Annotated in this window: 18 protein-coding genes; 9 read left to right on the forward strand and 9 right to left on the reverse strand. The window is 63.7% G+C overall.

Annotated features, from left to right (window positions below; genetic code table 11):
- Nucleotide 1: 1 nt before the first annotated feature.
- From pheS to QTH90_RS06895, 6 genes are all read right to left on the reverse strand, one after another.
- Nucleotides 2-1078, reverse strand: coding sequence for a phenylalanine--tRNA ligase subunit alpha (pheS, locus tag QTH90_RS06870; protein ID WP_286663744.1), 1077 nt, complete (start codon nucleotides 1076-1078; stop codon nucleotides 2-4).
- A 134-nt stretch (nucleotides 1079-1212) separates the two neighbouring features.
- A complete protein-coding gene (gene rplT, locus QTH90_RS06875; RefSeq protein WP_028253492.1) occupies nucleotides 1213-1572 on the reverse strand; it encodes a 50S ribosomal protein L20 in 360 nt (119 codons plus the stop codon).
- Between the two features lie 24 nt (nucleotides 1573-1596).
- On the reverse strand, nucleotides 1597-1800 hold the full coding sequence (gene rpmI / locus QTH90_RS06880; RefSeq protein WP_028253491.1) for a 50S ribosomal protein L35: 204 nt from the start codon (nucleotides 1798-1800) through the stop codon (nucleotides 1597-1599).
- A 144-nt stretch (nucleotides 1801-1944) separates the two neighbouring features.
- Entirely contained in the window at nucleotides 1945-2556 is a 612-nt protein-coding gene (gene infC / locus QTH90_RS06885; protein ID WP_286568726.1) for a translation initiation factor IF-3, read from the reverse strand.
- A gap of 97 nt (nucleotides 2557-2653) precedes the next feature.
- On the reverse strand, nucleotides 2654-4561 hold the full coding sequence (gene thrS / locus QTH90_RS06890) for a threonine--tRNA ligase (RefSeq protein WP_286663745.1): 1908 nt from the start codon (nucleotides 4559-4561) through the stop codon (nucleotides 2654-2656).
- Nucleotides 4562-4779: 218 nt separating this feature from the next.
- Nucleotides 4780-5091: a putative quinol monooxygenase gene (locus QTH90_RS06895; RefSeq protein ID WP_286663746.1), complete on the reverse strand. Its 312-nt coding sequence runs from the start codon at nucleotides 5089-5091 to the stop codon at nucleotides 4780-4782.
- A gap of 112 nt (nucleotides 5092-5203) precedes the next feature.
- On the opposite strand from QTH90_RS06895, the gene QTH90_RS06900 reads away from it, so the two are divergent.
- Nucleotides 5204-6166: a GlxA family transcriptional regulator gene (locus QTH90_RS06900; RefSeq protein ID WP_286663747.1), complete on the forward strand. Its 963-nt coding sequence runs from the start codon at nucleotides 5204-5206 to the stop codon at nucleotides 6164-6166.
- Nucleotides 6167-6239: 73 nt separating this feature from the next.
- Here QTH90_RS06900 and aceA read toward each other — a convergent pair whose 3' ends face one another.
- On the reverse strand, nucleotides 6240-7559 hold the full coding sequence (gene aceA, locus QTH90_RS06905) for an isocitrate lyase (protein ID WP_286663748.1): 1320 nt from the start codon (nucleotides 7557-7559) through the stop codon (nucleotides 6240-6242).
- 241 nt (nucleotides 7560-7800) lie between these two features.
- Complete coding sequence (locus tag QTH90_RS06910; RefSeq protein WP_444814682.1) at nucleotides 7801-8205, reverse strand: gamma-glutamylcyclotransferase family protein; 405 nt, start codon at nucleotides 8203-8205, stop codon at nucleotides 7801-7803.
- Between the two features lie 30 nt (nucleotides 8206-8235).
- Here QTH90_RS06910 and QTH90_RS06915 point away from each other — a divergent pair, with 30 nt between their 5' ends.
- Both QTH90_RS06915 and QTH90_RS06920 read left to right on the forward strand, forming a co-directional pair.
- A complete protein-coding gene (locus tag QTH90_RS06915) occupies nucleotides 8236-9162 on the forward strand; it encodes a DMT family transporter (protein WP_286663749.1) in 927 nt (308 codons plus the stop codon).
- A gap of 183 nt (nucleotides 9163-9345) precedes the next feature.
- Entirely contained in the window at nucleotides 9346-9768 is a 423-nt protein-coding gene (locus QTH90_RS06920; RefSeq protein ID WP_286568531.1) for an SWIB/MDM2 domain-containing protein, read from the forward strand.
- Between the two features lie 78 nt (nucleotides 9769-9846).
- Here QTH90_RS06920 and QTH90_RS06925 read toward each other — a convergent pair whose 3' ends face one another.
- Complete coding sequence (locus QTH90_RS06925) at nucleotides 9847-11565, reverse strand: thiamine pyrophosphate-binding protein (RefSeq protein ID WP_286663750.1); 1719 nt, start codon at nucleotides 11563-11565, stop codon at nucleotides 9847-9849.
- 96 nt (nucleotides 11566-11661) lie between these two features.
- Between QTH90_RS06925 and QTH90_RS06930 the strand changes: the two genes are divergently transcribed.
- From QTH90_RS06930 to QTH90_RS06955, 6 genes are all read left to right on the forward strand, one after another.
- Complete coding sequence (locus QTH90_RS06930; protein ID WP_286663751.1) at nucleotides 11662-12309, forward strand: TetR/AcrR family transcriptional regulator; 648 nt, start codon at nucleotides 11662-11664, stop codon at nucleotides 12307-12309.
- A 136-nt stretch (nucleotides 12310-12445) separates the two neighbouring features.
- A complete protein-coding gene (locus tag QTH90_RS06935) occupies nucleotides 12446-13219 on the forward strand; it encodes an ABC transporter permease (protein ID WP_286663752.1) in 774 nt (257 codons plus the stop codon).
- A gap of 32 nt (nucleotides 13220-13251) precedes the next feature.
- On the forward strand, nucleotides 13252-14259 hold the full coding sequence (locus QTH90_RS06940; RefSeq protein WP_286663753.1) for an ABC transporter substrate-binding protein: 1008 nt from the start codon (nucleotides 13252-13254) through the stop codon (nucleotides 14257-14259).
- A gap of 35 nt (nucleotides 14260-14294) precedes the next feature.
- Nucleotides 14295-15077, forward strand: coding sequence for an ABC transporter ATP-binding protein (locus QTH90_RS06945; protein ID WP_286663754.1), 783 nt, complete (start codon nucleotides 14295-14297; stop codon nucleotides 15075-15077).
- Nucleotides 15078-15096: 19 nt separating this feature from the next.
- Entirely contained in the window at nucleotides 15097-16533 is a 1437-nt protein-coding gene (locus tag QTH90_RS06950; RefSeq protein ID WP_286663755.1) for an enolase C-terminal domain-like protein, read from the forward strand.
- 33 nt (nucleotides 16534-16566) lie between these two features.
- Entirely contained in the window at nucleotides 16567-17541 is a 975-nt protein-coding gene (locus QTH90_RS06955) for a tripartite tricarboxylate transporter substrate binding protein (protein ID WP_286663756.1), read from the forward strand.
- Nucleotides 17542-17552: the final 11 nt, after the last annotated feature.

Genomic DNA, 17552 nt, shown 5'->3' on the forward strand with positions numbered 1-17552 from the left:
TTTACTGGAATTGGCTGAGGAAGCGCAGGTCGCCATCGAAGAACAGGCGCAGGTCGTTCACGCCATAGCGCAGCATCGTGAGCCGATCGGGCCCCATGCCGAACGCGAAGCCAATGTAGCGCTCCGGGTCCAGGCCCATGTTGCGCACCACGTTCGGATGCACCTGGCCGGAGCCCGCGACTTCGAGCCAGCGGCCGGCCAACGGGCCGCTCTGGAATTGGATGTCGATTTCGGCGCTGGGTTCGGTGAACGGGAAGAAGCTGGGACGGAAGCGCAGCACCAGGTCGTCGCTCTCGAAGAAGGTCCGGCAGAAATCGGTAAACACGACCTTCAGGTCCTTGAAGCTCACGTTCTCGCCGAGCCACAGGCCTTCGCACTGGTGGAACATCGGCGAATGCGTCGCGTCGCTGTCGACGCGGTATGTGCGGCCGGGCGCGATCACACGGATCTCGGGCGCCTTGACCGCGCCGCTGGGATCCGCCGCAGCAGCCTCGAACTGCGCGGCGTACTTCTTGATGTGCTGGTGCGCATAACGCACCTGCATCGGGCTGGTGTGCGGGCGCAGGTTGTAGGGGATGCCGTCTTCGCCGTTGATGTCGACGTAGAACGTGTCCTGCATGGACCGCGCAGGATGGTTCGGCGGGTTGTTGAGCGAGGTGAAGCTGTGCCAATCGGTCTCGATCTCGGGACCGTCGGCCACGTCGAAGCCCATGCTCGAGAAGATCGCCTCGATGCGCTCCATCGTGCGGCTCACCGGATGCAGTCCGCCCGGCACACGCTGGCGACCGGGAAGCGTGACGTCGAGCGCCTCGGCCCGCAACTGAACCGCGAGTTCCTCGTCGGCGAGTTGCTGGCGGCGCTCGGTGAGCGCGGCCTCGATAGCCTGCTTCGCGACGTTGATGGCAGCGCCGCGAGATTTCTTCTCTTCGACGCTCAAAGCAGCCATGCCCTTCATCAATTCCGTGATGCGGCCGGCCTTGCCGAGAAACTGAGCCTTGGCGTTCTCGAGGTCGGCCGGCGCCGAGGCTGCGGCAAAGGCTGCGCGTGCGGTGTCGACCAGGGAGTCCAACTCGTTCATGGGGAAATTCTTCGAGTGAAAAGGAAAACGGGCTGCCGCCAGGATGAAAAAAGGGCTGGAGCCCTTTCAAGCGCCAGCCCTTGTGCCGTGGGCGCAGGCAGCCATCCGCAAAGACGGCAACCTGCTATGCAGAATCAAGCAGCCAGCTTGGCCTTGACCTGCTCCACGATGCCGGCAAAAGCGGCCTTGTCGTGCACGGCGATATCGGCGAGGACCTTGCGGTCGATCTCGATACCGGCCTTGCGGATGCCGTTGGCGAACTGGCTGTAGGTCAGGCCCAGTTCACGCGAGGCGGCGTTGATACGCGCAATCCACAGTTGGCGGAACACGCGCTTCTTGGTACGGCGGTCACGGTAGGCGTATTGGCCTGCCTTCATCACCGCCTGCTTGGCGATGCGGAAGACATTGCCGCGACGACCGCGGAAACCCTTGGCGAGTGCGAGAACCTTCTTGTGGCGGGCGCGAGCCGTTACACCACGTTTGACGCGAGGCATGTGTGTACTCCTTGTTCGTCTGGGTTAGATGCCGCTACCGGGCAACATGGCGGCCATCGAAACCATGTTGGTCTCGTGCACTGCCGTTGCACCACGCAGGTGACGCTTGTTCTTGGTGGTCTTCTTGGTCAGGATGTGACGCTTGAAGGCTTGACCGCGCTTGACGGTGCCACCGGGACGAACGCGGAAACGCTTTTTCGCGCTGCTCTTGGTCTTCATTTTGGGCATGTGAATGCTCCTTTAGTTTGTGCTCGTGAGGCGCCGCGGATGTTGTTCCACGGACTTGTTGGCCCCGAGACACTTCTTTATCCCGCCCTTGCCTGCACCCTGGAGCGCAGGCAGGAGCGAAATCCCTTCAAAACCTTCGACGACTTACGCTGCCGCCGGCGCTGCCGAGGCTTCTGCCGCCGGCTTTGCAGCCCCGCCCGCCTTCTTGCGGCCAGGAGCGATCATCATGATCATCTGGCGGCCTTCCAGCTTCGGGAATTGCTCGACGATGATCAGGTCGCCGAGTTCGTCGCGAATGCGCTGCAGCAAGGCCAGACCCAGTTCCTGGTGCGTGATTTCGCGACCGCGGAAGCGGAGCGTGATCTTGCACTTGTCGCCCTCTTCCAAGAAACGCCGGATGTTGCGCATCTTGATGTTGTAGTCACCGTCGTCGGTGCCTGGGCGGAACTTGATTTCCTTGACTTCGATGACCTTCTGCTTCGATTTCGCTTCGGCCGCCTTCTTCTGCTCGTGGTACTTGAACTTGCCGTACTCGATCAGGCGGCAGACCGGCGGATTGGCCGCCGCGACAACTTCCACCAGGTCCACGTCTTGTTCACCAGCCAGGCGCAATGCCTCGGCAAGACTCACTACACCCAACGGCTCGTTATCGGGCCCGATCAGGCGGACTTCCGGGGCCATGATTTCCCGGTTCAGGCGGTGTTGGCGTTCCTCGCGGTGGCGGCGGTCGCGAAATGCAGTAGCGATGGTCAGGATCCTTCAAACAATTTGCTACAAAAACTGTAGCTAACACCGTAGAGTCCACGCCCACAAGCAGCCTGATCGACAAATCGGCCTTTGAACTTGTTCAAATTCAAAGCTTGTGTTGGATGTCGTGAGCGATCTTTTGAGAGAACGCCTCCACCGACATGGCACCGAGGTCAAGATTGCCTCGGGCGCGCACTGCGACGGCACCGGCTTCCCTCTCCTTGTCACCTACAACCAGGATGTAGGGAAGCTTTTGCAACGAATGCTTCCGTATTTTATACGTAATCTTTTCGTTGTGCAGATCGAGCGAAACTCTAAGCCCTTGATTCTGCAGCGTTTTGGCAACCTGGGCGGCGTACTCGGCCTGCCCTTCGCTGATATTCAGCACCGCCACCTGCACCGGCGCGAGCCACGCGGGCAGCGCGCCTGCGTGATGCTCGATCAGCATGCCGATGAATCGCTCGAGGCTGCCGACGATCGCGCGGTGGAGCATGACCGGGTAGGAGCGTCCGCTCGTTTCGGTCACGTACTCACCACCCAGGCGCTCGGCCGTGTTGAAGTCGACCTGCATCGTGCCGCACTGCCACTGGCGGCCGATGGCGTCCTTCAGCGTGTACTCGATCTTGGGCCCGTAGAAGGCGCCCTCGCCGGGCGAAATAACGAAGTCCACGCCCGAACGGCGCAGTGCCTCCATCACCGCAAACTCGGCCTTGTCCCACAGCTCGTCGGAGCCGACCCGGTTGTCCGGGCGCGTGGCCACCTTGTAGAGGATGTCCGTGAAGCCGAAATCGGCATAGACCTTCTGCAGCTGCGCCGTGTACGCAACGCACTCTTCGAGGATCTGGTCCTCGGTGCAGAAAACGTGGCCGTCATCCTGCGTGAAGCCACGCACGCGCATGATGCCGTGCAACGCACCGCTCGGTTCATTGCGATGGCACTGGCCGAACTCGCCATAGCGCAGGGGCAGGTCGCGGTAGCTGCGCAGATCCGACTTGAAGATCAGCACGTGGCCAGGGCAGTTCATCGGCTTGAGGGCGTATTCGCGCTTCTCCGACTCCGTCGTGAACATGTTTTCACGGTAGTTCTGCCAGTGGCCCGTCTTCTCCCACAGACTCTTGTCGAGGATCTGCGGCCCCTTGACCTCCTGGTAGCCCGTGTCGCGATAAACGCGGCGCATGTATTGCTCGACCTGCTGCCAGATCGCCCAACCCTTGGGATGCCAGAACACCACTCCCGGCGCCGCCTCGTCGATGTGGAACAGGTCGAGTTCCTTGCCGAGCCGGCGGTGATCGCGCTTCTCGGCCTCCTCGATGCGGCGGATGTAGTCGTCGAGCTGCTTCTTGTCGGCCCACGCCGTGCCATAGATGCGCTGCAGCTGCTCGTTCTTGGCGTCACCGCGCCAGTAGGCGCCAGCCAGCTTCGTGAGCTTGAAGACCTTGAGGAAACGCGTGTTCGGCACGTGCGGCCCACGGCACATGTCCACGTACTCCTGGTGGTAGTACAGGCCCATGGCCTTCTCGTCGGGCATGTCCTCCACGAGGCGCAGCTTGTAGTCCTCGCCGCGGGACTTGAACACGCTGATGACTTCGTCGCGCGGCGTCATCTTCTTGATCACGTCGTAGTCCTGCGCGATCAGTTCGCGCATGCGCGCCTCGATGGCCTCCATGTCCTCCGGCGTAAAGGGGCGCTCGTACGAGATGTCGTAGTAGAAGCCCTCGTCGATCACGGGGCCGATCACCATCTTGGCCGTCGGATAGAGCTGCTTCACCGCATGTCCCACCAGGTGGGCCGTGGAGTGGCGAATGATCTCCAGCCCTTCATCGTCCTTCGGCGTGATGATCTGCAGCTTCGCATCGTGGTCGATCACGTCGCTCGCATCGACCAGTCGGCCATCGACCTTGCCGGCGACGGTCATCTTCGCCAGGCCGGGGCCGATGGACTTGGCAACGTCGGCCACCGAAACCGGGCCGGGAAACTCGCGGCGCGAGTTGTCGGGAAGAGTGATCTGGATCATGAAAAAACCTCGACGAGAAAACAAAAAAGCGCGGTCTGTGGCCGCGCTTTGCTTTGGTTCGTGTGCTGGAGATTTTCCAGCGTGCGCGGCCTACCGGCCTTTTCCTTCAGGGAAAAGACCGCTGAATCCTTGCGGCGTAGTTCGCGGTGTCATAACCAAAGTGCCTTTCTCGCCCTTGTTGCTGCTGAGTGGGAACTGGCGATTCTATCCGCTGCCGCTCAGGACGCGGGGGCTGCGTTCTTGAGGCCCAACACCTCGATCGGCTCAATGGCCGGCGGCTTGGCGAACAGCTCGGGCGCCTTCGCCATGAGGGCTTGGGCGATCGGGCCGGCGAGGTGGGCCTGGCGAGCCGCTTCGTCCTCGAACGCATCGAAGATTCCGAAGGTGCTGGGCGACAAGCGCAGGGCGAACCAGATCGGCGTGGACTTTTCGTCGCGCGCCATCGCGAGGCCGGCTTCGAGGAACTGCTGGACTGCGGCCTCCTTGCCCGGCTTGGCTTCGAGGCGGGCGAACAATGCGAGCTTGATCATGAGAGTCTCCTGTGAACATGGTGCGCGAAATTGCGCTGACCTGAAGTGACTCTAGGCCCTGCCCTCGTCTCGCCCTATTGGCATTTTTGACATCTTTGCTATCGTTATTGCCATGAAGGTCAACATCCTGGCGCTCGATGGCGCGTTCGATACCGGTCTCGCCACGGTGCAGGACGTCTTCAGCACGGCCAACGAACTGGCCGGCATGCTGAATCTCGACGTGGCCCGATTCGACGTTTCCGTCATCGGCATGCGGAGGAAGGTGCACACCTCCCAGGGGCTTCGGGTTCCCGTCGTCTCGGCGGACGAAGGCGGCGCAGCGGACTGGATGGTCGTGCCCGCCATCGGCGACAAGATGCCGGATGCGTTGCAGACGGCGCTCCGAAGACGCGACGTGGCAGATGCCGCCCAAGCCCTGCGCGAGCATGCCGGCCATGGAGGCAGGATCGCTGCCGCCTGCATTGGCACCTTCGTGCTCGCCGAGTCTGGCCTGCTTGATGACCAGAAGGCGACGACCACCTGGTGGCTCGCCTCCCTCTTCCGCCAGCGCTATCCGGCGGTGCGGCTCGACGAATCGCGCATGCTGGTGAGTTCAGGGGCCTTCGTGACGGCCGGAGCCGCCCTGAGCCATATCGACATGGCGCTGCTCCTGGTGCGCCAGGCCAGCCCGGAACTCGCTGCCCTCGTGGCGAAATATCTGATCGTCGATTCCAGGCCGTCGCAGTCCGCCTACGTGATCACGGACCACCTGAGCCATTCTGACCCGACCGTCGAGCGCTTCGAACGTTGGGCACGCGGTCGGCTCGCGGACGGCTTCTCGCTGGACGAGGCAGCGTCCGCAGCAGGCACGAGCAAGCGCACCCTGGCTCGGCGCATGCACCAGGTCCTGGGCAAGAGCCCGTTGTCGTACTTTCAGGATCTGAGGGTGGAGCGTGCCGTCCACATGCTCAAGACCAGCGACAGGAGCCTCGAGCAGATCGCCGAGCTGGTCGGCTATGCCGATGGCGTCACGCTTCGCTCGCTGCTGCGCCAGCGCATCGGCCGCAGCGTGCGCGAATTGCGGGCCAACAACTGATTCGAGCAACAACGAAAAAGCGCCCTTGCGGGCGCTTCCTGATTCCTCATGCCGGCAAGCCGGCAAAGGAAACTCAGTGGAACTGCTCTTCTTCCGTGGAGCCGGTCAGGGCCGTCACGCTCGACTTGCCGCCTTGGATCACGGTGGTCACTTCGTCGAAGTAGCCCGTGCCGACTTCCTGCTGATGCGACACGAAGGTGTAGCCGCGATCGCGGGCTGCGAATTCGGGCTCCTGCACCTTCTCGACATAGGCCGACATGCCGCGGGCCACGTAGTCCTGCGCGAGGTCGAACATGTTGAACCACATGGAGTGGATGCCGGCCAGCGTGATGAACTGGTACTTGTAGCCCATGGCGCCCAGCTCGCGCTGGAACTTGGCGATGGTCGCGTCGTCGAGGTTCTTCTTCCAGTTGAAGGAAGGCGAGCAGTTGTAGGCGAGCATCTTGCCGGGGTGCACCTTGTGCACGGCTTCAGCGAACTTGCGGGCAAATTCCAGGTCGGGCGTGCCGGTTTCGCACCACACCAGGTCGGCGTAGTGGGCGTAAGCGATGGCGCGCGAGATGGCCTGGTCGATGCCCTTCTTGGTCTTGTAGAAGCCTTCGGCCGTGCGTTCGCCGGTCAGGAAGGGCTTGTCGTTCTCGTCGTAGTCGCTGGTCAGCAGGTCGGCAGCTTCGGCATCGGTGCGTGCGATGACGAGCGTCGGCGTGCCGCAGACGTCGGCGGCCATGCGCGCGGCGATCAGCTTCTGCACGGCTTCGGTGGTCGGAACCAGCACCTTGCCGCCCATGTGGCCGCACTTCTTGACCGAGGCGAGCTGGTCTTCGAAGTGCACGCCACCGGCGCCGGCGCGGATCATGGCCTTCATCAGTTCGAAGCCGTTGAGCACGCCGCCGAAGCCTGCCTCAGCGTCGGCCACGATCGGAGCGAAATAGTCGACGTAGTCCTTGTCGCCGGGGTTCGTGCCCTTGGACCACTGGATCTCGTCCGCACGGCGGAAGGTGTTGTTGATGCGCTCGACCACGGTCGGCACGGAGTCCACCGGGTACAGCGACTGGTCGGGGTACATCGAGGCGTAGCTGTTGTTGTCGGCGGCAACTTGCCAGCCCGACAGGTAGATCGCCTTGACGCCGGCCTTGACCTGCTGCATGGCCTGGCCGCCAGTCAGGGCGCCGAGGCAGTTGACGTAGGGCTCGTTGTTCACGAGGTCCCAGAGCTTCTCGGCACCGCGGCGGGCGAGCGTGTGCTCGATCGGGAAGGAGCCGCGCAGGCGCACCACGTCGGCCGCGCTGTAGCCGCGCTTGATGCCTTTCCAGCGAGGATTGGTCGCCCATTCTTTTTCGAGGGCGGCAATCTGTTGTTCGCGGCTCAGTTGTTCTGTGATGGTCTGGGGCATGGTCACTCCGAGGGGTTGGTTGAGAGGTGGCGCTGTCGCGTCGTGGGAGTAACTGTAAGGCAGCAGCGGACTCTTATGTCTTATAGAAGACATATTTTTGACCTAGCAAAATCAACGACTTACGCGCCTTTTTCTCAATGCGAAATAATTTTTCTTGTATTGAGAAAAAATATTGCGGCGCAGCACCGTTGCATTTCGCAATGCGCAATCATCTTTTCGTGAGTGAAAACGCCGTCGAATGTCAGCGCGCGCGCAACCAGTCGCCGCTGGAGATGACGGCGCGGCCAACGATGCGCTGCGGGTGGATCTCGTAGATGAGGCATGGCAGCCGTTCGCCGCCCTCGTCGGGTTCGACCAGCACCTCGCGCTTGATGTATTCGCCCGAATCGTCCGGCTTGACCTCTTCCAGCACATCGAGCTGCGCTTCCAGTTCCGGCGTGATGCGGTAGATCTCGCCGAACAACTCCCCGGGTCCGCCCAGCACCGCTCCTGGGTAGGCGCCGAGGTCGTACAGCGTGCCGGCGATGCGCGCGTCGGCCACGCGTTCCGGCTTCGGATGAAAGCGTGCGATGTCGTTGAGGCCGCCGCTGCGCAGCGTGCCGTAGACAAACACGTAGCGAGACACGGCGGCGGATTGGGGCATCATCGAATCAGTCCTCTCAACGCTCCCAGTCTATTGAACACCGCACTCCCCGCACCGGGCCGCCTGGTGGCCTACGGTTGCCTCGCCTTGAGCATGTCGCTCGTCGGCAGCTATGTCGCCCTATCCAAGCCGCTGGTCGCTGCGTTTCCCGTGCTGCTGCTCGCGTGGCTGCGTTTCGGCATCGCGGCGTTGGCCATGCCGCACTGGCTTCGACGGCCGCCGGACGAGCCCTTGATGACCTCACGCACGCGCGGGCTGGTCTTCCTCGAGTCCTTTCTCGGCAACTTCCTGTTCTCGATCTGCATGCTCTTTGGCGTGAGCCTGACGAGCGCGGTGTCGGCCGGCGTGATCATGGCGTCGATCCCCGCCGTTGTAGCCATCGGCAGTTGGATGTTCCTGCGCGAGCAGATCACGCCGCGCGTCGGGCTGGCAATCGCCTGCGCGGCGTTCGGCATCGGACTTCTCGCGCTCGCTCCAGGGCAAGCCACGGCGCACACGAGCAACGCAACGTCGACGCAGATGCCGTGGCTCGGCAACCTGCTGGTCTTCTGCGCGGTGGTGTGCGAGGCCTCCTATGCGGTCATCGGCAAGTCGCTCACGGGGCGCCTCGGACCCAAGCGCATCTCCTCGCTCATCAACCTGTGGGGCTTCGTGCTGTCGACGCCTTTCGGGATCTGGTTCGCCCTGCACTTCGATTTCGGTGCCGTGTCCTTCGGCGTCTGGAGCCTGCTTGTCGTCTACGCATTGGCTGCAAGCATCTGGACCGTGTGGCTCTGGATGACCGGACTGAAGGGTGTGCCCGCTTCGCAGGCCGGCGTCTTCACGGTGATGCTGCCGGTGAGCGCCGCCGTCGTCGGAGTGCTCGTTCTGGGTGAGAGTCTGTCGACCCCGCAAGTGCTCGCGTTCGCGCTCGCGCTGCTTGGTGTCGTGCTCGCGACGTGGCCCTCGCGCAGAGCTTGATGCCATCGGAGCGCACTCCCTAGGGAAAACGCGCCTCTTCTCCCCTCTGAAAAAACAACAGCTCCCAATGAAAAAACCGCTTTTTCCCTTGGAAACGAGTTTTTTCTCCTTTAGCATCCGCAATGCCGATGGAGACACTGCTTTTCATTGGTGAAAGTGTCCAACCAAAAAAGGAAATCAACCATGGCAACTGCAAAGAAGGCTCCGGCCAAGAAAGCTCCCGCGAAGAAGGCCGCTCCGGCCAAGAAGGCGGCAGCACCGGCAAAGAAGGCTGCTCCTGCAAAGAAGGCAGCACCCGCCAAGAAGGCGGCTCCGGCCAAGAAGGCTGCTGCAAAGAAGGCTGCTCCCGCAAAGAAGCGCACTCCGAACGCTGCGTTCATGAAGGCACTGACCCCCAGCCCGGCGCTCGCCGCTGTGGTCGGCTCGACGCCTCTGCCGCGCACCGCTGTCGTGAGCAAGCTGTGGGACTACATCAAGAAGAACAACCTGCAAGACAAGGCCAACAAGCGCAACATCAACGCCGATGCCAAGCTGAAGGAAATCTTCGGCAAGCCGCAAGTGTCGATGTTCGAACTGGCCTCGCTGATCGGCAAGCACGTCAAGTGAGCCTTTGGGCGCCTCGCGCGCTTGAATCAAAAAAGCCGGCTTCTGCCGGCTTTTTTTTGCCCGCGAGGAACGCGAGCCTCAGCCCCGCGCCTGCGCGGCCTTGGTGATCGTGCTGAGCGTGCCGCGGGTGGTGATCACCTCGGGGTCCAGCGGAATCTCAATCAGCGTGCCCGTATCCGCCGCCAGTGCGCGCAGCAGCGCCGCCTCGAACTGCGAGGTCTCGGTCACGCGCTCGGCGGCGTAGCCGTAGGCCTGGGCCAAGGCACAGAAGTCCGGGTTGCGCAAGGCAGTGCCGCTCACCTTGGTGGGGTACTCCCGCTCCTGATGCATGCGGATCGTGCCGAACATGCCGTTGTTCAGCAGCACGATGATGCTCTTGCCGCCGTGCTGCGACGCCGTGGCGAGTTCCTGCCCGTTCATCAGGAAGTCGCCGTCACCGGCAATGGTGAAGGCGATACGGCCCGTCGCGATGTTGGCCGCGATGCCTGCTGGCACGCCGTAACCCATCGCGCCGCTGGTGGGTGCCAATTGCGTCTTGTGGCCCTTCGCCAGGCCGTGATAGCGAAAGTAGCGATGCACCCAGCTCGCGAAGTTGCCTGCGCCGTTGGTGATGGCCGCGTCGGGCGGCAGGTGCTTCTGCAGCAGCGTCACGACCTCGACCATGTCGACCGCGCCTCGCGGCGTCTCCGGCGGAAGTCCGGCCAGCGCCTGCGGCTCCAGGTTTGCAAGGTAGTCCGCATGTGCCGATGCGGTCCAGGCTTCCCATGGCAACTCGGTCGGTGCGCTCAGGACTTCGAGGCTGCGCGCTGCCGAACTCATGCCCGCATTGATGGCGAGATCCGCCTGATAGACCCGGTTGAGCTCTTCCGCGCTCGCATGGATGTGCACGAGGGTCTGCTTCGGCTTCGGCGCTTCGAGCAGCGTGTAGCCGCTGGTCGTCATCTCCCCGAGACGCGGGCCGATCGCGAGGACCAGGTCGCTTTGCCTGACGCGCTCGGCCAGCTTTGGATTGATCGCGATGCCCACATCGCCCGCATAGAGCGGATGGTGGTTGTCAAAGGTGTCCTGAAATCGGAAGGCATTCGCGACAGGCAGCTTCCAGTTCTCCGCGAAGCGCTGCAGTGCCTGCGCGGCCTGCGGCGTCCATCCACCGCCACCCGCGATCACCAGGGGACGCTGTGACTTCAGCAACAGCTCACGCAGGGTGCGCAGCGCGCCGGGATCGCTCCACGGCTCCACCGCTTCCACGCGGCGCAGCGGCCGGGCCGTCGTCGTGGCGCGAAGCATGTCCTCGGGCAGCACCACGACGACGGGACCGGGGCGTCCGTTCATCGCAGTGGCGAATGCGCGTGCGATGTATTCGGGGATCCGGTTCGCGTCGTCGATGCGCTCGACCCGCTTGGCAAATCCCTTGGTGCTCGGGCCGAAGAAGCTGCCGTAGTCGACTTCCTGGAAGGCCTCCCGATCGCGGAAGTCGCTGCCGACGTCGCCGACGAACAGCACCATCGGCGTCGAATCCTGGAAGGCGTTGTGCACGCCGATCGATGCGTTGGTCGCGCCCGGCCCACGCGTGACGAAGCAGACGCCGGGTCGGCCCGTCAGCTTGCCGTGCGCCTCGGCCATGAACGCCGCGCCGCCCTCCTGGCGATTGACGACGAAGCGGATGCGCTCGCCGTAGGCGTGAAAGCCGTCGAGCACCGCGAGGAAACTCTCCCCCGGGACCCCAAAGGCCAGTTCGACTCCTTGTTCGACCAGGCATTCGACGATCAAGTGGCCTGCGGGTTGTGATGTGCTCATGTGCGTTGCGCCTCTCTGCTGCAATAGGGTTTGCGCGGATTATCCGCGCGCCTCACAGCAGCTTGCCTTAATTCCCCAATTGGTTAAATTCGCCCCATGAAAGCCCAATCCACGGCACCTGCCGAACCGCGTTCGCGCGATGCCGACCGCTCGCAACTCGCGATCCTCGCGTCGGCGCGCGACGAATTCGCACAGCGCGGCTTGGCCGGCGCCCGCATGGACAGCATTGCCGAGCGCGCAGGGCTGAACAAGCGGCTGATCTACTACTACTTCGGCAGCAAGGACGATCTCTTCCTCGCCGTGCTCGAGGGCACCTACGCCGACATCCGCCAGGCCGAGCAACGGCTGCATCTGGACGAGGTCGAACCCGTCGAAGCCATCCGCAGGCTGATCTCCTTCACCTGGCACTACTACCTCGAGCATCCGGAATTCATCACGCTGCTCAACAGCGAGAACCTGCATCGCGCCGCGCACCTCAAGCGCTCCGAACGCATCCAGGAGATGAACTCGCCGCTGGTCCAGCTGCTCGACGACGTGCTGGAGCGCGGCAAGCGCGACAACCTCTTTCGCGCCGGCGTCGACCCCGTGCAGCTCTACATCTCGATCGCCTCCCTCTGCTACTTCTACCTGTCGAACAACGACACGCTGTCGGCGGTCTTCGGCCGCAACCTGCGCGCGCCCAAGGCGATGGCGCAGCGCCTGTCGCACATGACCGACCTGGTGCTCGGCTACGTGCTGCGCTGATACGGGTATCTCCTAGGGGCTCGCCCGTTGACGGGCCTGATGGACTTTCTAGAATCGTTAATTCACTTTCTGGTGAATTGGAAGTGCGGCGCGGCCGCCCATTCCACCGCCCACACGGTTCAACAAAGTCCTGCCGATGCTTCGCAACGTCCTGCTTTCGCCTGCATTGCGGCCCTTCCTGCTCATCCTGATGCTGCTGGTGCTGTGGGACCTCGCAATCCGGCTTTTCAGGATTCCGGCGTATCTCGTTCCTCCGCCCCTGCAAGTGGTGCACCAACTGATCGCCGAGTGGCCGCGCCTCCTCTCTGAAAGCTGGAAGACCACGCTCGCCACTCTGGGCGGCTTCGGCCTCACGATCGTCATCGGCATCCCCATTGCGATGGTGATCGCGTACTCGCGCGTCGTGGAGTCCTTCGTCTATCCGCTGCTCGTGTTCTCGCAGAGCATCCCCAAGGTCGCGATCGCGCCGCTGTTCGTGGTGTGGTTCGGCTTCGGCATCTTCCCGAAGGTGATCTCGGCCTTCCTGCTCGGCTTTTTCCCGGTGGTGGTTTCCACGGTGATGGGCTTCAAGTCGGTCGAGCCCGACATGCTCGACCTCGCGCGCTCCATGGGCGCCAGCCGCCTCCAGACCTTTTTCAAGATCAGCTTGCCGCAGGCCATGCCCGCGATCTTCAGCGGCCTCAAGGTGTCGGTGACCCTGGCTGTCGTCGGCGCGGTGGTCGGCGAGTTCGTGGGTTCCAACTCCGGCATCGGCTATGTGCTGCAGGTGGCCAACGGCAATTTCGACCTGCCGCTGATGTTCGCCGCGCTGGTGGTGCTCTCGAGCATCGGCGTCGTCCTCTTCGTGGCCGTCGACCTGGTCGAGCGGCTGATGATTCCGTGGCACGCCTCGCAGCGCCACGCCCAGTGAGTCCCGCAACAACGTCCAACCAGGAGACAACCATGAAGAAACTGCTTCCTTCGCTGCTGGCAGGCGCCGCCACGGCACTGGCGCTCGCCCTGACTCCCGCGCACGCGCAGAACAAGCCGCAGGACAAGGTCACGCTGATGCTCAACTGGTATCTCTACAGCGAGCACGCGCCTTTCTTCCTCGGCAAGGAACGCGGCTACTACGCGGAAGAAGGCATCGACCTCGACATCCAGGAAGGCCGGGGCTCCGCCGTCACGGCCCAGGCCGTCGCCGCCAAGTCGGCAACCTTCGGCTATATCGACGTCACGACCATGATCAAGGCCGCTGCCAAGGGCGCGCCGCTGAAGTCGACGGGCGTGCTGTTCCAGGTCAGCCCGATGTCCGTGATGGGCTTCACCGAGAAGAACATCAAGACACCGAAGGACATCATCGGCAAGACGGTGGCCACCACACCGGGCGACTCGATGTCGCAGATGTGGCCCCTGTTCCTCAAGGCCAACAACATCCAGCCCGACCAGGTGAAGATCGTCTCGGGCGATGCCCAGACCAAGCTGAATGCCGTGACCAACGGCCAAGCCGACCTGTTGCTCGGCTACGTGATGGACCAGGCGATCAAGCTGCAGGACGCCACGGGCAAGTCCGTCACACCGATCCGCTTTGCCGACTCCGGCGTCAACCAGATCAGCTCCGGGATCATCACGAACAAGAACCTGCTCACCGAGAACCCCGACCTCGTGAAGCGCTTCATGCGCGCCTCCACGCGCGCTGCCGAAGCGGCGGAGAAGGACCCCGCAGCCGCAGTCGACGCCATGCTGAAGGCCAACCCCAAGGCCGGCGTGCGCGACACGCTCATCGTCGGCATGAAGCAGAGCGTGGCGCTCTATCACACCAAGGACACGGCCAACCAGCGGCCGTTCCGCGTGGCGATGAAGAACGTCAACGACTCGCTCGACCTGCTCGTGCAGTACGGCGGCATGGACGCTGCGACGCGCGGCAAGCCTGAAGACTACGTGACCCTCGACTTCCTCCCCGCCAACTGATCCTGCCGCTGCGCGCCTCACTCTCCACGCTTTCCATGGCCCATGACAAACTGATCGAAGCGCGCGGCGTCTCGAAGATCTACCAAAGCAAGGATGGGCCGGTCGAATCGCTCAAGCCGCTGGACTTCTCGATTCGCGAAGGCGAGTTCGTGTCCGTCGTCGGCCCCTCGGGCTGCGGCAAGAGCACGCTACTGAAGATGGTGGCGGGCCTGCTGCCCATCAGCGGCGGAACGCTGAGCCTGGCGGGCCAGCCGATCAAGGGTCCGCAGAAGGACGTGGGCATCGTGTTCCAGAGCGCGGTGCTGCTGGCGTGGCGCAGCGTGGAGGACAACATCCTGCTGCAGGCCGAGATTCGCCACCTGCCCAAGGCCGCGGCGCGCGAACGTGCTCGCGAGCTGATGAAGATGGCCGGCCTCACGGGCTTCGAGAACAAGTACCCGTGGCAGCTCTCCGGCGGCATGCAGCAGCGTGCGTCGATCTGCCGCGCCCTCTTGCACGACCCTTCAGTGCTGTTGATGGACGAGCCATTCGGCGCACTCGACGCGATGACGCGCGAGAAGATGAACCTCGAACTGCAGCGCATCTGGTCCGCATCGAAGAAGACCGTGCTGCTCATCACGCACAGCATCCCCGAGGCGATCTTCCTCTCGGACCGGGTGATCGTCATGAGCGAGCGCCCCGGTTCAATCGCCGCCATCTACGACATCGACCTGCCGCGCCCCCGCCCGCTCGACGTGATGGGCACCGAGCGCTTTGCCTTCTATGCCCGCACCCTGCGCGCGCATTTCTTCGCGCAGGGCAACCTCGACGCACACTGAGGCTTCCGCTGTGCCTGCCGTGACCTCATCCTCCGCGCCCCCCGTGCGAGTGCTGGCCGTCGAATTCGGCGTGCGGCCGATGACGCTGCGCCTGCCGTTCAAGTTTGGCGCCGTCACCCTTACACGCTGTCCGCAGGTGTTCGTGCGCGCCACCGTCGACTGCGGCACGCACGGCGCCGCGGAGGGCTGGGCGGCGGAACTGATGGTGCCCCGCTGGTTCGACAAGCGCGAAGGCTTCACGCAGGCCGACAACGTGCATCACCTTCAGCAGGCACTCGAAGCCGCGGCGGACGCATACAGGACCGGCGCGCCACTCCCGGCTTTTGCGCTGTTCGCGCGTCACTACGAAGCGTTGATGGCGCACGGTGCATCGCGTGGAATGACGGCGCTCTCCACCGCCTTCGGCCAAGCCGTGCTGGACCGCGCAGTGCTGGACGCCCTGTGCCGCACGATGCAGATTCCTGTCTATGCAGCCTTCCAGCGCAATCTGGTTGGCATCGGAGATACATCGCTCGCCGACGACTTGCGCGGGTGGGACTGGAACGGCTGGCTCGCCCAGCTCGCACCCGCCTCCCATCTGAACGCACGCCACACGGTGGGCATGCTCGATGCGCTTGAAGGCGACAGTGCCGATGCCGCAGGACTGCCGACGAGCCTGCCGGCCGTCGTGCGTCGCTACGGCCACCGCTTCTTCAAGATCAAGCTCGGCGGCCATCCCGAGGCCGACCTCGCGCGACTCGACGCAGTGCTCGAGACGCTCGACGCGGTGGCACCGGGCCATCACTTCACGCTCGACGGCAACGAACAGTACACCGATACGCATGCGCTGCGCGCGCTGTGCGACGGCCTGCGTTCGCTGCCCCGGCTGGCCGCACGGCCCGAAGCACTGCTCTACCTCGAACAACCTCTGCCCCGCGATGCGAGCATGGATTCGTCGCTTGTCGGACTGGATGCGCCTGCGCCGCTGCTGCTCGACGAGGCCGACGGCACGCTCGACGCATTCGCCCTCGGTCGCCGGCACGGCTGGCGCGGCGTATCGAGCAAGGCCTGCAAGGGTCTGTACAAGGCCGTCATCAACCGTGCACGCTGCGATCGGTGGAACCTCTCGGGCGGTGCACACGGCAGCCGCTTCTTCATGTCCGCCGAGGACCTGACCTGCCAGGCCGGGCTGGCTGTACAGCAGGACCTCGCGCTCGCGTCGCTGCTCGGTCTGTCGCACTGCGAGCGCAACGGCCATCACTACGTCGACGGCTTCGGCGATGCACCGTCCAACGAACAGTCCGACTTCGCCTCCGCTCACAGCGACCTGTATGAAACCGCCGCAGGCCGGCCGCGTCTCTCCATTCGCGACGGCCGCGTGGCCATCGCCTCGCTCGCGCGACCCGGCTTCGCGCACTGCGCCGATCCCGACTTCGACAGCCTCCAGCCCCTCTCGCAAGCACCTGCACTCGTGTAGGCGCCCGTTTTCCTCCCACCACAAAGAGACATCATGCAATCCACTCGACGCGCCGCCCTGCTGGCCTGCCTCGCGCTCACGACCTCCTTCGGTGCAGCCGCACAGAATGGCTACCCCAACAAGCCGATCCGCGTGATCGTCCCGTTCGCGGCCGGAAGCACCACCGACATCATCGCGCGCGCCATCGCCGAAAAGATGGGTGCGAGCATGGGCCAGACACTGGTGATCGACAACCGCGGCGGCGCCAGCGGCACCATCGGCCAGCAGGCCGTGGCGACGGCAGCGCCCGACGGCTACACGATCATGATCCACTCGTCGTCGCACACGGTGAGCCCTTCGACCTTCGCGAAGCTGCCTTTCGACACGGTGAGCGACTTCGCCGGCGTCACGCCGATTTCAACGCTGCCGAACGCGCTGGTGATTTCTCCGTCCAAGAACATCAAGACCTTGAAGGAACTGGTCGCCGCCGCCAAGGCCAAGCCAGGCACCATCAACTTCGCGTCCGCCGGCCAGGGCAGCGCCACCCATCTCAATGCCGAGAAGTTCAAGCTGGCCGCGAAGATCGACGCGACCAACATCCCATTCAAGGGCTCGGCCGATGCCGTGACCGAAGTCCTGTCGGGCCGCGTCGACTACTACTTCTCGCCCATCGCACCGGTCATCGGACAGATCAAGGAAGGCCACCTGCTCGCCCTGGCCGTCGGCTCACCGCAGCGAGCTGCTGCCCTGCCCGAGGTGCCGACCACCGCAGAGGCGGGCGTGCCCGGCTCCGAGTTCAATTTCTGGATCGGGATGATGGCGCCGGCCAAGACGCCGCGCGACATCGTCAGCCGACTGCACGACGAGGTCGCGAAGGCGCTCGCCAGCCCCGAGGTCAAGGAACGCTTCCTGAAGCTTGGCGCCGATGCATGGACCCTCAAGCCCGAGCAGTTTGACGCCTACATCAAGGAAGAAATCGCCAGCAACGCCATCCTGGTGAAGGCCGCCGGCCTCTCGCCTGCCAACTAACCCTCACCCAT

The sequence above is a fragment of the Variovorax flavidus genome, assembly GCF_030317145.1.
GTDB lineage: Bacteria > Pseudomonadota > Gammaproteobacteria > Burkholderiales > Burkholderiaceae_C > Variovorax > Variovorax flavidus.

Coding starts and splice junctions, on each gene's coding strand:
- rplT (WP_028253492.1), bottom strand. CDS start 1,572: ATGCCTCGCGTCAAACGTGGTGTAACGGCTCGCGCCCGCCACAAGAAG.
- QTH90_RS06955 (WP_286663756.1), top strand. CDS start 16,567: ATGCAATCCACTCGACGCGCCGCCCTGCTGGCCTGCCTCGCGCTCACG.
- QTH90_RS06935 (WP_286663752.1), top strand. CDS start 12,446: ATGCTTCGCAACGTCCTGCTTTCGCCTGCATTGCGGCCCTTCCTGCTC.
- aceA (WP_286663748.1), bottom strand. CDS start 7,559: ATGCCCCAGACCATCACAGAACAACTGAGCCGCGAACAACAGATTGCC.
- QTH90_RS06910 (WP_444814682.1), bottom strand. CDS start 8,205: ATGATGCCCCAATCCGCCGCCGTGTCTCGCTACGTGTTTGTCTACGGC.
- QTH90_RS06920 (WP_286568531.1), top strand. CDS start 9,346: ATGGCAACTGCAAAGAAGGCTCCGGCCAAGAAAGCTCCCGCGAAGAAG.
- QTH90_RS06925 (WP_286663750.1), bottom strand. CDS start 11,565: ATGAGCACATCACAACCCGCAGGCCACTTGATCGTCGAATGCCTGGTC.
- pheS (WP_286663744.1), bottom strand. CDS start 1,078: ATGAACGAGTTGGACTCCCTGGTCGACACCGCACGCGCAGCCTTTGCC.
- QTH90_RS06900 (WP_286663747.1), top strand. CDS start 5,204: ATGAAGGTCAACATCCTGGCGCTCGATGGCGCGTTCGATACCGGTCTC.
- thrS (WP_286663745.1), bottom strand. CDS start 4,561: ATGATCCAGATCACTCTTCCCGACAACTCGCGCCGCGAGTTTCCCGGC.
- QTH90_RS06940 (WP_286663753.1), top strand. CDS start 13,252: ATGAAGAAACTGCTTCCTTCGCTGCTGGCAGGCGCCGCCACGGCACTG.
- rpmI (WP_028253491.1), bottom strand. CDS start 1,800: ATGCCCAAAATGAAGACCAAGAGCAGCGCGAAAAAGCGTTTCCGCGTT.
- QTH90_RS06895 (WP_286663746.1), bottom strand. CDS start 5,091: ATGATCAAGCTCGCATTGTTCGCCCGCCTCGAAGCCAAGCCGGGCAAG.
- QTH90_RS06930 (WP_286663751.1), top strand. CDS start 11,662: ATGAAAGCCCAATCCACGGCACCTGCCGAACCGCGTTCGCGCGATGCC.
- QTH90_RS06945 (WP_286663754.1), top strand. CDS start 14,295: ATGGCCCATGACAAACTGATCGAAGCGCGCGGCGTCTCGAAGATCTAC.